14 protein-coding genes are annotated in these 13,985 nt (G+C 63.6%); 6 read left to right on the top strand and 8 right to left on the bottom strand.

The window, feature by feature from the left end; all coding sequences use genetic code 11:
• The first annotated feature begins 122 nt into the window (after positions 1-122).
• The 6 genes from FXV83_RS20465 (at position 123) to FXV83_RS20440 (ending at position 6,122) form a co-directional block, all read left to right on the top strand.
• The gene (locus FXV83_RS20465) at positions 123-362 is read left to right on the top strand and encodes a hypothetical protein (RefSeq protein ID WP_148741203.1); all 240 of its coding nucleotides are present in this window, start codon (positions 123-125) and stop codon (positions 360-362) included.
• A 227-nt stretch (positions 363-589) separates the two neighbouring features.
• Positions 590-3,136, top strand: a complete 2,547-nt coding sequence (locus FXV83_RS20460) for a TonB-dependent receptor (RefSeq protein ID WP_148741240.1) — start codon at positions 590-592, stop codon at positions 3,134-3,136.
• A 19-nt stretch (positions 3,137-3,155) separates the two neighbouring features.
• Positions 3,156-3,845 (top strand): Fe2+-dependent dioxygenase, encoded by a 690-nt coding sequence (locus tag FXV83_RS20455; RefSeq protein ID WP_148741239.1) that lies wholly within the window; start codon positions 3,156-3,158, stop codon positions 3,843-3,845.
• Positions 3,842-4,864, top strand: a complete 1,023-nt coding sequence (gene exbB, locus FXV83_RS20450) for a tonB-system energizer ExbB (RefSeq protein ID WP_148741202.1) — start codon at positions 3,842-3,844, stop codon at positions 4,862-4,864. The genes FXV83_RS20455 and exbB overlap by 4 nt, the downstream gene beginning before the upstream one ends.
• Positions 4,865-4,867: 3 nt before the next feature.
• On the top strand, positions 4,868-5,341 hold the full coding sequence (exbD, locus tag FXV83_RS20445) for a TonB system transport protein ExbD (RefSeq protein ID WP_148741201.1): 474 nt from the start codon (positions 4,868-4,870) through the stop codon (positions 5,339-5,341).
• A 16-nt stretch (positions 5,342-5,357) separates the two neighbouring features.
• The gene (locus FXV83_RS20440; RefSeq protein WP_148741200.1) at positions 5,358-6,122 is read left to right on the top strand and encodes a TonB family protein; all 765 of its coding nucleotides are present in this window, start codon (positions 5,358-5,360) and stop codon (positions 6,120-6,122) included.
• A gap of 24 nt (positions 6,123-6,146) precedes the next feature.
• Here FXV83_RS20440 and FXV83_RS20435 read toward each other — a convergent pair whose 3' ends face one another.
• The 8 genes from FXV83_RS20435 to gntR form a co-directional block, all read right to left on the bottom strand.
• Complete coding sequence (locus FXV83_RS20435; RefSeq protein ID WP_148741238.1) at positions 6,147-6,569, bottom strand: hypothetical protein; 423 nt, start codon at positions 6,567-6,569, stop codon at positions 6,147-6,149.
• Between the two features lie 63 nt (positions 6,570-6,632).
• Positions 6,633-7,313 carry a site-2 protease family protein gene (locus FXV83_RS20430; RefSeq protein ID WP_148741237.1) on the bottom strand — a complete coding sequence of 227 codons (681 nt, stop codon included), beginning with the start codon at positions 7,311-7,313 and terminating at the stop codon, positions 6,633-6,635.
• A 170-nt stretch (positions 7,314-7,483) separates the two neighbouring features.
• Complete coding sequence (locus tag FXV83_RS20425; RefSeq protein ID WP_148741199.1) at positions 7,484-7,876, bottom strand: GFA family protein; 393 nt, start codon at positions 7,874-7,876, stop codon at positions 7,484-7,486.
• Positions 7,873-9,024 (bottom strand): serine hydrolase domain-containing protein, encoded by a 1,152-nt coding sequence (locus tag FXV83_RS20420; RefSeq protein WP_148741198.1) that lies wholly within the window; start codon positions 9,022-9,024, stop codon positions 7,873-7,875. Before FXV83_RS20420 ends, FXV83_RS20425 begins: the two co-directional genes overlap by 4 nt.
• Positions 9,025-9,051: 27 nt before the next feature.
• The gene (locus FXV83_RS20415) at positions 9,052-9,798 is read right to left on the bottom strand and encodes an SDR family NAD(P)-dependent oxidoreductase (RefSeq protein WP_148741197.1); all 747 of its coding nucleotides are present in this window, start codon (positions 9,796-9,798) and stop codon (positions 9,052-9,054) included.
• Positions 9,799-9,920: 122 nt separating this feature from the next.
• Positions 9,921-10,652 carry an SDR family oxidoreductase gene (locus FXV83_RS20410; protein ID WP_148741196.1) on the bottom strand — a complete coding sequence of 244 codons (732 nt, stop codon included), beginning with the start codon at positions 10,650-10,652 and terminating at the stop codon, positions 9,921-9,923.
• Positions 10,653-10,810: 158 nt separating this feature from the next.
• The gene (locus FXV83_RS20405) at positions 10,811-12,640 is read right to left on the bottom strand and encodes an IlvD/Edd family dehydratase (protein WP_148741195.1); all 1,830 of its coding nucleotides are present in this window, start codon (positions 12,638-12,640) and stop codon (positions 10,811-10,813) included.
• A gap of 123 nt (positions 12,641-12,763) precedes the next feature.
• A complete protein-coding gene (gene gntR, locus FXV83_RS20400; RefSeq protein WP_148741194.1) occupies positions 12,764-13,864 on the bottom strand; it encodes an HTH-type transcriptional regulator GntR in 1,101 nt (366 codons plus the stop codon).
• Between the last annotated feature and the right edge of the window lie 121 nt (positions 13,865-13,985).

The following is a 13,985-nucleotide window of genomic DNA, read 5'->3' as shown; positions in this document are numbered from 1 at the left end:
GTCCTGGCGAAGGGACACTTCGCACACTTTCGCGAGAACGGTTCTAAATCGTCCGCACGGTGTTTGGGTTGCCAAGGAAAACCGGCATCGTTCATATCGGCCCGCCACAACGGGAGCGCAGGATGGACGAACTGAACGGCAAGCTGATCGCGTGTCAGATCTTGATCACGGGACTGATCGCGCGCGTTGCCAACGAGCAGCGCGATCCCTTGCGCTTCCTGACCGACTTCCGCGACGAGATCAAAGCCGTCGTCAGTGGCATCAACATCGCCGGCATGGACAATTCCGATCGCGTGCGTGTGGTCGCGCAGCACGCCGTCGACGAATTGTTCTCGCTGATGAAGGCGCCAAGCAGCGATTGACAGCGCGAGCGCGTCGCCGAGTGTTGCGGTATCTTTCGCGCTGGTTTTAGAACGAATCCAAGTCTCGGTTTAGAACGATTTCAAACTGCAGTTTAGAATCGTTTTGATCTGGACTTATTCAAGCGTTCTCGCGGGTTGCTCGCATTGACCCGCTATTTTGCGGCCGATACCAACACCCCATCGTTCGTCGAAGTGAGCGAGCGAACAAGAAAATGGGGCGTGTTGTAATGGGGCAGGTGGTCGCACCGAAGTCGTTGCGTTCGGTAGCAGCGTTCGATTCGATGGATGAAAGATCGTCGGGTGGTTCTGGCAAGACGGTCTCGGCGGTTGCGAGCCTGATCGCAGTGGCGTCGGTGTCGACCGGCGCCCAGGCGCAGCAATCGAACCTGCCGCCGGTGACGGTCGACGCTCCCGTCGAGCGTCCGCGTCCGGCCGCCTCGAAGCCGACCGCCGAGCAGGTTCGTGCGCGCAATGCGCTGCGGCGCGCGGCGCAGCGGCAGCAGGCCGCAACGGCGCCGGTGGTCCCCACAAATGCACCGGCAGCGGACCGCAATCCCTATGCGGATCCCGCTGCGCCCTACAAGGTCGATCACGTGCAGGCCGGCGGCAAGTTCCCGGAGAAGCTGGTCGACACGCCGAAGTCGATCACGGTGCTGAGCAAGGAAGTGCTCGAAGACAAGAATGCGACGACGCTGAAGCAGGCCATTCTCAGCACGGCCGGTGTGACATTGGGCACGGGCGAGGGCGGCAACGCCTTCGGCGACCGCTTCTTCATCCGCGGCTTCGATGCCCGCAACGACATCTTCATCGATGGTGTGCGCGATTCCGGCGTCAGCGTGCGCGAGAATTTCTTCACCGAGCAGGTCGAGATTTTGCGCGGTCCCGGCTCGACCTTTTCCGGCCGCGGTATCGCCGGCGGTGCGATCAACATCGTCACCAAGCAGGCGACGACGGAGACGAGCTTCTACAACATGGACACCACGTTTGGCACCGATCACGCCAAGCGAGTGACGCTCGACGTCAACCAGGTGATCAACCCGACGCTCGCCGTTCGCGCCGGCGGCCTGTTCCAGGACGCCGATGTCGCGGGACGCAGCTATGTCACCGACAATCGCAACGGTGCTTTTGTCGCCACGACCTGGAATCCGACCGATGCGATCAAGGTCACCGGCAACTATATCCACACCGAATTGACCGGCATTCCCGATTTCGGCGTGCCTTATTATCGGCCGAGCACGTCGTCGACCGCCGGCGGCCCGTTCCCGGACTTCGGCGTCAACCGCAACAATTTCTACGGCTTCGTCAACCGCGACTTCTTCCGGACCGGGCAAGACATCGGCACCATCAATGCCGAGATCCAGATTACGCCCGACCTGATGCTCAGCAACAAGATTCGGGACTCGCGTTCGACCCAGAACTACATCGGCACCCTTCCCGAAGCGCCGTCGCTGAAAAATCCACTCTCGGCCTCGACGCTCAGCGCCAATCCGCAGAGTCGCTACCAGGTCACTGACGTGTTCGCCAACCAGACCGAGGCGACCTACAAGTTCAACGACGACGCCGGCTTCAAGCACACCCTGCTCGGCGGTGTGGAGTACGATCGCGAGCGCTCGTCGATCGACAGATACACCGGTCTCAGTTCCGAGCAGGCGACCGGCACACCCTTCAGCGGCAGCGGATCGAAGAGCGACGTCAGCGTGTTCAATCCGCAATACACCAATCTTCCGTTCCCAATACCAGGAGGCCTCACCGGCCTGCCGACCAAGATCAGCATCGACACTGTCAGCGGCTATGTCATGGACAGCGCGAACTATCGCGACATGGTGATCCTCAACGGCGGCTTCCGCTATGACGATTACAGCATCAAGACGTCAGGCTATGCGGCGAGCGGCGCCTTCGGTCAGCAGTCGGCGGAGTTCCTGATCCCGAACTTCAATCTTGGCCTCACCTTGAAGCCGTTGCCGAACGGCAGCGTCTATGTGGCGTACGCGACCTCGGCGAATCCGGTTGGCGCCGAGTTCGACGGCACCAGCACGGCCTATGGCGGCCTCAACCCGACCCTTGCCGGCGGCAACACCCAGATATTCGGGCCGGAGAAGAACAAGGCCATCGAGGTCGGCACCAAATGGGAGCTGTTCGACCGCCATCTGCTGCTGACGGCGGCGCTGTTTCAGACCGAAAAGGAAAACGCCCGCGAGTCGCAGAACGTCGGCAGTGCAGCCGCCGCCGCAGCGCTTGGATGTTCGTATCCCGCCGGAACGACGGGCAATATCTCCTGCATCACGGCCGGCGCTTCCTACCGCATCCGTGGCATCGATCTTGGCGTCGGCGGCAAGATCACAGACAAATGGAGCGTGTTCGGCGGTCTCGTTCTCATGGAGTCGGAGGTCACGAAGTCGCTGGCACGGCCGGCAAACACGATACTGTACACATCGAATGTCGGGCTGCCGCTCGCCAACATCGCGCATCAGTCGTTCAGCCTGCTATCGAAGTACCAGCTCAACGACACCTGGGAGCTCGGCGGACAGGCAGTGTACCGCTCGAAGATCTACGGCGGCACATTGCTCGCGGCCAACCAGGGCACGTCGATCCCGAGTTACTGGCGGTTCGACGCATTTGCGGAGGCGAAGATCAACGAGAACTGGAAACTTAAGCTCTTCGTCAACAACATCTTCGACAAGCGCTACTATGACGCGCTGTACCAGAGCGCTGCGCCGTTCGTGCTGGAGGCGCCGGGACGCGCCGCCTATCTGGTGCTCTCGGCGCGCTATTGAGAAGCTTCTACGAGGTACCATGCTGACATGCATCGAGGGCATCCTGAGCAAAGATGATGTGGCGGAGTTCCGCCGCATCATGGATGCCAGCGATTGGGAGGACGGTCGCTCCACCGCAGGCGCGCAGTCGGCAATGGTCAAGCGCAACGAGCAACTGCCGCCCGACAACGAAGTCGCGCGCAAGCTGGGCAACCGCATCATCTCGGCGCTGACGTCGAATCCGCGGTTCCTGGCCGCGGCGATTCCGCTACACATCTTCCCGCCGCTGTTCAATCGCTATGCGGCGAGCAGCGGCCACCATTTCGGCCTCCACGTCGACAATGCGATCCGCGGCGACCGTCTGACCGGCCTTCGCATCCGCACCGACCTGTCGGTGACGCTGTTCCTCGCTGAGCCGGAAGAGTACGATGGTGGCGAACTTGTGATCGAGGACAGCTACGGTTCGCACGAAGTCAAGTTGCAAGCCGGGGACTGCGTGCTCTATCCCTCGACCAGCCTGCATCTCGTGACGCCGGTGACCCGGGGAACGCGGGTTGCGTCTTTCTTCTGGCTTCAGAGCATGATACGGGACGATCAAGCCCGCAGCATGATCTTTGACCTCGACACCGCCATTCAGGCGCTAGTGAAACGGCTCGGGCGTGACGATCCCGAAACGGTCAAATTGACGGGCATCTATCACAACCTCATTCGCTACTGGGCCGAAGTATGAAGAGCACATCTTTCCAAGCAAGCCTTGTCCAAGCAGGCCTTGTCCGAGCAAGCCTTGCCGCAGCCGTGATGCTGGCGGCCGCCTGGCTCGCATCTCCCGTTTCTGCCCAGCAACAAGCCCGGCCGGCGGCGCCGGCGCCTGCGACGACCCAGCCTTCGATGGCCCAGCCATCGGCAGTCAGCCCCGCGCCTGCGCCTGCGACCTCGACGCCTGCGGAGCAGTCCGCGGCGCCTACCGCTCCGTCGGCGACGGCTGCTCCGGCGGCCTCGGCGCCGGACGCGGTGCCCGCCGATGCAGGCAGCCGTCCGCTGAAGTCGGCCGCGCCGGCCATGAAGGAACTGTCGCCCTGGGTGATGTTCATGTCAGCGGACATCATCGTGAAGGCGGTGATGATCGGGCTTGCGTTTGCCTCGCTGGTGACCTGGACCGTCTTCCTCGCCAAGTCGATCGAGCTGTCGGTTGCCTCCGCCAAGCTTCGTTCGGCGCTGAAGAAGGTTGCGGACACCCGCTCGCTCGCGGAAGCGCAGATGGCGCTCGGCTCCAAGGAGGGCGTGTTGCCGTCTTTCCTGGCCTCGGCGCTGCGCGAGGCGCGGATGTCAGCGGGCATCTCCAGCGACACCGGCATCAAGGAGCGTGCGGCCTCGAGCTTTGCCGAGATCGTGCGCGCCGAGGGGCGGCGCATCCGCATCGGCATGGGCGTGCTCGCGACCATCGGCTCGACGTCGCCCTTCGTCGGCCTGTTCGGCACGGTCTGGGGCATCATGAACAGCTTCATCGGCATCTCGAAGTCGCAGACCACGAACCTCGCCGTGGTCGCGCCCGGCATCGCCGAAGCGCTGCTCGCCACCGCGATCGGCCTCGTCGCCGCGATCCCTGCCGTCATCATCTACAATCACTTTTCGCGCGTGACGAAGAGCTATCTCGAGCTCGTCAGCCGTGCCTCGGGTGCAGCGGGGCGGCTGCTCTCGCGCGACCTCGATCGCAGCCATGGCAGCGTGCATTCGCGCGCGGCGGAGTGAACGATGGGCGCTTCGATCGCAGATAATGACGTCGATGACGACGATTTCTCTGAAACCCATGAGATCAACGTCACGCCGTTCATCGACGTCATGCTGGTGCTGCTGATCATCTTCATGGTCGCCGCCCCGCTGTCGACGGTCGACCTGCCGATCGATCTGCCGACGTCGACATCGACGCCGCAGAAGAAGCCGGACAAGCCAACTTACGTCACCATCAAGCCGGATCTCTCGGTGGCGATCGGGGAGAACTTCGTCAAGCGCGTCGATCTTGTCAGTGCACTCGACAACACGGCGGACATGAGCAAGGACAAATACATCTTCCTGCGCGCCGATAGAGCCGTGCCTTATGGCGAGCTGATGGAGGTGCTGGAGTTCCTGAACAAGGGGGGGTATTCCAAGGTCAAGCTGGTGACGCTGGAGGGTGTCCCGGGGGCTGCGCCGCCGCAGGGCGCGCCGCCGGAAGCACCGAAGCCGTGACGAAGGCCTAACGCCGATGTCCGATCTCGAACTGAAGCCCTCTCGGAAACTATGGGTCGCCGCCGCAGTGGGTGCGCTCGCGCTTCATCTGGGCGGAGCGGCGCTGGCGCTCGCCAATCTACGCGGCGACGAGCCGGACTTCATCGCTGATCCGCAGGGTATCGAGGTCGGCCTCGAGGCAATGTCGCCCAACGGTGAACCCAGCGAATTGCCGCCGGGGCCGGACTCCAACGAATCCGTGGCGTCCCCCGAGCTGACCGAACAGAAGGCGGAACTCAAGGAGAGCAGCCTTCCGAAGGACGTCCCGATGGAAGCCGAGCAGGCTGACCGGGCCGTGACGATGAACGAGACCAAGAAGCCGGTCGAGGAGGAAACCAAGGAGTCGGTTGTCCCCACCAACGCCTCGGTAGCTTCGCCCGCCGCGGAAGCGACGGCTATGCCGACCTCGGACGCCGAGAAGAAGAGCGACCGCTCCGTTCGCATTCGCCAAGGCTGGGAAAAGGACTTGGTCGCGCATCTCGACCGGCACAAGCGCTATCCCAAGGGCCTGTTCAAGGCCGCTGAACTCTCGGTTCGGCTGACGCTCGACCGGCTTGGGCATGTGGTCGCTGTCGCCATCGAAAAGGGCTCTGGCGATCCGGCCTTCGATGAGGCCGCCATCGGCATGGTAAAGCGCTCCGATCCCGTACCGACGCCGCCGCCGCTGGTCGCAGACGACGGGCTGACATTCGTCTTGCCGGTGATCTTCAGGAAGAACGAAAAGGCAGCGAGTAAGGGCTGAGGCCGCGATGCGGCGATAGCTTGGTCAGCGCCAGTAAAGCCGGATCCCGACATAGACCACGACAAGGCAGGCGAAAATCAGCGCCACTGGCAGCGGACGCTTCTGGCTCCCGCTAAACGTCGACGCCACGAAGGAGGCCGCCTTCTTCGGCTTCGGCGCCGGACGGCGGAAAGCGGTAACATTGTCCGCCGCCGGCTCGGGCGGGCGAGCGCGGACGTCCGGCGCGATTCCAGCGCCGCCCATCTCGGTATAGTAGGCCTTGTAGATCGCAGCCGTGGTGGCCTCGGAGGCCTCGCCTTCGCCCATCTGCGCCAGGAGAGTTTTGTAGCTGGCGAGGAATTCCTGGGCCTCAGGCGGCAGCGCGGACAACCCGTTGAGTTTGGCCATCATCTTCCAGGTGGCGAAATCAGCGCGAGCGCGGGTATCGGCGCGTCGCGCGATCAGCATATCGGCAGCTTTGACCAAGTCGGCCTCGGGCCCTTCGGCGTGTGTGCGGGTGTCGCGTTTCAACTACGCATTGCCGGTCAGAATGAGAACAGCCTGAATCACATAACCGGTCAACGTTCGTAGTATTGCTGAAATAACATCAAGATTTAGACCGAACTGGGAACCCGCCAAGGGTAGCAGGATCAGGAAGGCGATCAGGATCAGCATGCCGAACGGCTCGAGCCGCGCCAGTGGCAGGGCGAGCGGTCGGGGCAACAGCCCGACCGCGACCCGCCCGCCATCGAGCGGCGGGATCGGCATCATGTTGAAAACCGCGAGCACGGCGTTGATCAACAGGGCATTCTTGAGGTTGTCAAAGATCCATTGCGCCGAGTTGGCCGGCGCCCAGGGCAGCGCGTGGAGGGCGAGCGCCGCCACCAGTGCCAACAGGATGTTGGTGACCGGCCCGGCCAGTGCCACCCAGACCATGTCGAGCCTGGGGTTGTTGAGGTTGCGGAAATTCACCGGCACCGGCTTGGCATACCCGAACAGGAACGGCGAATGCGCAAACAGCAGCATCGCCGGCAGGATCAGGGTGCCGAACGGGTCGATGTGCCGGAGGGGATTGAAACTGACGCGGCCCAGCTGCGAGGCCGTGTTGTCGCCGAGGCGATGCGCGACGAAGCCGTGCGCAGCCTCGTGAAAGGTGATGGCGAGCACCAGCGGCAGCACCCAGACGGAAATGTCATAAATGGAAATGTTCACGGCTCGTCTGTCCCGGTTTTTTGCCTGCGGCCTTGCAGCCGTTCCAGCGAAACCGGCGGTGCAGCGACGCTTCAAGTCAACATAGGGTGGCAGGTTCCGGAATGCCACGCTGCAAATGATCGGCGAGGCCCGCGGCCTCTGCGTCGAGCCAGCGGCGGCGCCGGCGGAGCCTACGCAGGAATCGTCGTCGGATATTGCGTCAGACCGTCGTCGAGCTTCAGCCAGGCGAGCTTTTCCGAGACCCAGATGTGGTCGGTCGGCGCGAAGGCGTTGCGATCGTCGAAGGTCGCGAGCGCGACGCCCGCCAGCGTGCCATTGCGCCGCCAGGCGAACAGCCGCGTGCCGCAGCGCTTGCAGAACACGCGGTCGATGTTTTCCGAGGATGCATATCGCGCGGTCTCACCCTCGACCGTGAGCGCGCGCTGGTCGAACTGAGCGCGAGCGAAGTAGGGCGATCCCATCGCCTTCTGGCACATGCGGCAATGGCAGATGCGGACGTTCAGCGGTTCGCCCTCCGCCTTGAACCGCACCGCGCCGCACAGGCATCCGCCTTCCCGGATCATGCGACCCGCCACTCGGCGACCTGACGCGCCATGCTCCAGTTCAGATTGTCGAGATCGCCATCCATGCTCGAATTCCTCCGTCTGGCGTTGGTGAAGGCGGCCCAGCAGAAGCCGCCATGGGTCCGCACGGCAATCGTGCTGGTGCCCGGCAAACTACCATTGTGCCACCAATTGTCGAATTTGTTGACGCAGAAGCCCTTGGCATAGTTGGGGCTGTAGGCGGGCGCGGTGGTCATGACCTCGATCGTGCGCGGCCGCAGGATGTTCGCTGGCCTCGCGTAGCCGTCGACATGCATCAGAAACTGGACGAGATCCGATGGCGTCGCGATCCAGCCGCCATGGGAATCCATCCGCCTGACATTCATGTCGTAGGGACCTTCGCCCTGGCCGTAATAGGCGACCTCGCCGGCCTGGCGCTGGTCGCGCGTGTTGCCGGCGATAGTCATGTCGGCGACACCGCAGCGCGCCAGCACCTCGGCGCGGACGTGCTCGGCATAGGCTTGGCCCGTGAGCTTCTCGATGACGCGCCCCAGCACGCAATAGCCGAAATTGGAGTAGGCGTAGTGCTGGCCTGGCGGGCGGTCCAGCGGCCGGTTGGCGAGCGTCCACGCGATCAGCTGTGCATGATCCATCCGCGGATGCGTAAACATGGGATCGCGGTTGTCGTTGCTCCAGCCGCCGGCGGCGTGCGTCAGGAGATGCTCGAGCGTGATCTGGTCGATACTGGGTGAGTAGGGCGGCTGCCCATAGTCGGTGCCGAGCAGCGCGCCGGGACCGAACACCCGGTCCGTCAGCTTGAGGCGGCTCTCCTCGATTAGGCGGAAAAGCGTGACCGAGGTGATCATCTTGCTGACGCTGGCGATCCGGAACAGGTGCCGCGGCGTCACGGCCTCGTTCCGCTCGATATCGGCAAGACCGAAGGCGTCCTCGTGGACAACAGTGCCTGCATAGCCGATCGCAAAGGACAGCGCCGGCACGCCGTACTTGTCCATGAAGCTGTGCGCGAGCCGTGCCATGGCGCTGCGTTCAGCCGGCGAGGGCGAGCGGATGCTCGGCGGGTTCGGCGCGAGTTGCGCAAGCACATTGTGCGGAAGTAGCGGCAGCGCGGCCGCTGCGAGCTTGACAAAATCCCGACGCCCAAACCGCATGGTCCGCCCCCTCGGGCGGCCAATGTCTCAGTACGTCGCCCGTCCCCCGGAAATATCAAACACCGCGCCGGTGGAGAAGGCACAATCTTCGGATGCGAGCCACGCCACCATCGCGGCAAGCTCTTCCACCAGCACGAAGCGGCCTTTCGGAATCTTCGACAGCATGAAATCGATATGCTGCTGCGTCATCTGGTCGAAGATCGCGGTCTTGGCCGCCGCCGGTGTCACCGCATTGACCAGGATGTCATGCGCGGCGAGCTCCTTGCCGAGCGATTTCGTCAGCGCGATCAGGCCGGCCTTGGAGGCCGAATAGTGCGAGGCGTTCGGATTGCCTTCCTTACCGGCAATGGACGCGATGTTGACGATCCGCCCGTATCTCTGCTTGAGCATCGCGGGCACGATGGCCTTGCAGCAGATGAAGGGGCCGTCGAGGTTGATGCGCAGAACTTTCCGCCATTCCTCCAGATCGGTTTCCCAGACCGGCTTGTTGACGCCGGCGATGCCGGCATTGTTGACGAGGATCTCGACCTTGCCGAAGGCGCCAAGCGTCGCATCGCGCGCCTGCTCGACGCCGGCGGTGTCGGTGATGTCGACCTTGAAGACTTTGGTCTCGCCGCCGATCTCCTTTGCGGTTTTCTCGGCCAGCGGCGCATCGAAATCCCAGATCGCGACCTTGGCGCCGGAATCGACGAAGCGTTGAACGATGGCGCGGCCAAACCCCTGCGCGCCGCCGGTGACGATGGCGACGCGGCCGTTGAGATCGATCTTGTTCATGCGGAAATCCCTTCCCTATCCCTCATGGTGAGGAGCGCGCACTTGCGCGCGTCTCGAACCATGAAGCCCATGGTCCATCCCTCGAGACGGCGCTGGTCGCGCCTCCTCGGGATGAGGAGTGATCAGAGCATGTAGCCGCCGTCGACGACGAGGTCGACGCCGGTGGTGAACGCGCTTTCGTCACTGCCGAGATAGACCGCCATCGCCGCGATTTCGTCGGCGGTGCCGAGCCGGCCCATTTTCTGGCGGGAGATGAACATCTCCTTGCCCTGCGGACCCTGGGCGGCGGCGCGGTCGAGCATCGACGGCGTCTCGACGGTGCCAGGGCAGATGCTGTTGCAGCGGATGCCTTGTGTAATGAAGTCGAGCGCAACCGCGCGCGTCAGCAGCGATACTGCGGCCTTGGACGCGCTGTAGGCATAGCGGTTGGCTGGCGGCCGCAAGGCCGCGCAGGACGAGATGTTGACGATGCTGCCGCCGCCACCCGCCAGCATCGCCGGCAGGAACGCCTTGATGGTCCGGTGCATGGACTTGACGTTGAGGTCGAACGAGAAATCCCAGTCTTCCTCCGAGCAATCCAGAATGGTGCCGTGATGCACGAAGCCGGCTGCATTGAGCAGGATGTCGACCTTGCCGATGCGCTTGGCAAATGCGTTGACGTCGGCGGTGTTGCGAACGTCGAGCTTTGCGGTCTCGGCGATGCCTTCCTTCGCCAGGCTCGCGATGCCGCCTTCATTGATGTCGGTGGCGATGACGATTGCACCCTCACGCGCGAATGCGATGGCGCACGCACGCCCGATGCCTGCAGCTGCGGCGGTGACAACAGCGCGCTTTCCCTTGAGGCGGTCTGCCATTTTCTTGTTCTCCTTTTGAATTCGTCATTCCGGGGCGCGCCTCTTGGCGCGAGCTACGATGCGCGATTGCGCATCTGAGAATCCATTGTGCGGCGCGCTCTGCGGCCTGATGGATTCCGGGCTCGCGACTTCGCCGCGCCCCGGAATGACAGTGGCTGTCAGTGATTATCCCGCGCCACGCCAAATGCACCCGCGACGTTCTGGTAGCGCGTGGCGAGTTCCATGCAGGCGCCGGTCGACTGCTGACCGACGGTGTTGCGGTAGAGCTCCTGCCACGGCGTCTGGTTCGGCGGATGCTTGAATCCGCCATTGGCCATCAGCTCGGCGTGGCGCTTCTTCAACTCGTCGTCGGAAATCAGGATGTTGGCGCTGCCCTTGTTGAGGTCGATGCGGACCTGGTCGCCGGTCCTGAGGATCGCAAGCCCGCCATTGGCGGCGGCCTCCGGCGAGGCGTTGAGGATCGAGGGGGAACCCGAGGTGCCCGACTGGCGGCCGTCGCCGATGCAGGGCAGGGAGTGGATGCCGCGCTTGATCAGTGCCGCCGGCGGCTGCATGTTCACGACCTCGGCGCCGCCGGGATAGCCGATCGGGCCGGTGCCGCGAATGAACAGCACGCAGCGCTCGTCGATCTCGAGCGCGGGATCGTCGATCCGCGTGTGATAATCCTCCGGCCCCTCGAACACGACGGCGCGGCCCTCGAAGGCGTTGAGGTCCTTCGGGTTGCTGAGGTAGCGGTCGCGAAACTCCTTGGAGATCACGCTGGTCTTCATGATCGCGGAATCGAACAAATTGCCGCGCAGCACCAGGAAGCCGGCGTCCTTGACCAGCGGCTTGTCGTAAGCCCAGATCACGTCGTTGTCGGGTTTCGGCGCATTGGCGCAGTTCTCGCCGATGCCGCGGCCGTTCACCGTGACCGCGTCTTCATGGATGCGCTTGTGCTTCATCAGCTCGCGCACCACGGCGGGTACGCCGCCGGCCCGGTGGAATTCCTCGCCAAGATAGAAGCCGGCCGGCTGCATGTTGACCAGCAGCGGCACGTCGTGCCCGACTTTCTGCCAGTCGTCGATCGACAGCTCCACGCCGATATGGCGGGCCAGGGCGTTGATGTGGATCGGCGCGTTGGTCGAGCCGCCGATCGCCGAGTTGATCACGATGCAGTTCTCGAACGCCTTGCGGGTCAGGATGTCCGAGGGTTTCAGATCCTCCCAGACCATCTCGACGATGCGCTTGCCGGTCTCGTAGGAGATCTGGCCACGCTCGCGATAAGGCGCCGGGATCGCGGCGCAGCCCGGCAGCGAGAAGCCGAGGGCTTCGGCAAGCCCGTTCATGGTCGAGGCGGTGCCCATGGTGTTGCAATGGCCGACCGAGGGCGCGGAGGAAGCCACGATCTCCATGAACTGCTCGTAGTCGATCTCACCGGCGGCGAGCCGCTCGCGCGACTTCCAGACGATGGTGCCGGAGCCGGTGCGCTCGCCATTGTGCCAGCCGTTCAGCATCGGGCCGCCCGACAGCACGATCGCGGGCAGGTTCACGGTGGCCGCCGCCATCATGCAGGCCGGCGTGGTCTTGTCGCAGCCCGTGGTCAGCACCACGCCGTCCAGCGGATAGCCGTAGAGGATCTCGACCAGGCCGAGATAGGCGAGATTGCGGTCGAGTGCCGCGGTCGGGCGCTTGCCGGTCTCCTGGATCGGGTGGGTCGGGAATTCCATCGCAATGCCGCCGGCCTCGCGGATGCCCTCGCGGACCCGGTGTGCAAGCTCGATATGGTGGCGGTTGCAGGGGGAGAGGTCATTGCCGGTCTGGGCAATGCCGATGATCGGCTTGCCGGACTGAAGTTCCGCGCGGGTGAGGCCGTAGTTCAGGTAGCGCTCCATATAGAGCGCGGTCATGCCCGGGTTGTGCGGGTTGTTGAACCATTCCTGCGAGCGAAGGTGGCGGCGGCTGCCGTTGCTGGCGGGCGCATGCCCGTTGGTCGGCTTTTTTGTCATTGATCTCTCCTGCAATGCAAACGCACGGGCGTCGGTCCTATGGGTGTCGGCTTGTGCGATGCCCAACGGCGCGCGCGATAAATCGCAGGCCCGCTGGCGGGTGGTTTCCTCACAAATGCGATACTAGTCATGGCTGCTTGGTAACGCTACCATTTTGTTGGCGGCGCCTGCGCCGGAAGCGCCCGGCCTGCTGTCCGAACGCCGCGCCGGCGAACTCTGACGTTCGATCACCTTGAAGCCGAGGTCGAGCACCGGTTGCTCCGGGCGGCGGCCCTCGATCGCATCGATCAGCATGGTGGCGGCCATCCGGCCCATCTCGTAGCGGTTGGTGCGAACGCTGGTGAGGGTGGGGACGGCGGAGGCCATGAATTCCAGATCGTTGAATCCGATAATGGCGATCTGCTCGGGGATCGCGATCTCGCGGCGGCGGCATTCAAACAGCACGCCGAGCGCGAGGTCGTCATTGGCGCAGAACACCGAATCGATATCGGGCGACTTGGCCAGCAGATCAGTGAACAGCGCCCCGCCGAGCGTGACGGAGGTCGGCGTCGCCGTGGCAACGATCAGGCGCTGGTCGAACAGGCCCGCATCCTTCATGGCCGCCTGGTAGCCGTCGAGCCGCCGCTGCACCCGCGGGTCCATGCGCGCGCCGAGGAATCCGATTCTGCGATGGCCCTGTTCGAACAGGTGCGCAATCGCAGCGCGGGCCGCATCATAGTGCGAAAAGCCGATCATCATATCGACGGGATTGGGCCCGATTTCCATGATCTGCATGATCGGGCAGTCGGCCGCCTCCAGCATCGCGTGCGATTCCGCGGTCTGGTCGATGCCGGTGACGATCAGCCCGGCCGGCTTCTGCGCGAGAAACAGCCGCAGCAGTTTTTCCTCCTGGAGGATGCTGTAGCGTGTGTTTGACAGCTGGATCGAGTAACGGTTGCCCTCGGATGCATCGTAGATGCCGCGCAGCACGTCTGAGAACACGTTGTTGGTCAGTGACGGGATCAGGACGCCGATCACTTCGGTGCGATGCGACGCCAGCGCGCGCGCCGCGAGGTTCGGTACATAGCCGAGCTCCTTGGCCGCGCTTTCGACCCGCGCCCGCTTGGCGACCGAGAGCGCCTCGGGATTGCGAAAGAAGCGAGAGGCCGTGATCGGGCTCACACCGGCGTGCTCGGCGACTTCCGCCAGCCGGATTTTGCCTGACTTGGTGCGCTTTCGACCCATATATTGCTCTTAACACAGTCGATCCCGCAAACAAAGGAACGTTGACAGCGCTACCACCAACGACTAACCAAAGACAAATTGCCAAAACCGCGCAAACTGCCGACAATGTCGCCCGAGTAGG

The organism is Bradyrhizobium hipponense (assembly GCF_008123965.1).
GTDB lineage: Bacteria > Pseudomonadota > Alphaproteobacteria > Rhizobiales > Xanthobacteraceae > Bradyrhizobium > Bradyrhizobium hipponense.
This window is presented reverse-complemented; position numbering and strand designations above follow the sequence as displayed.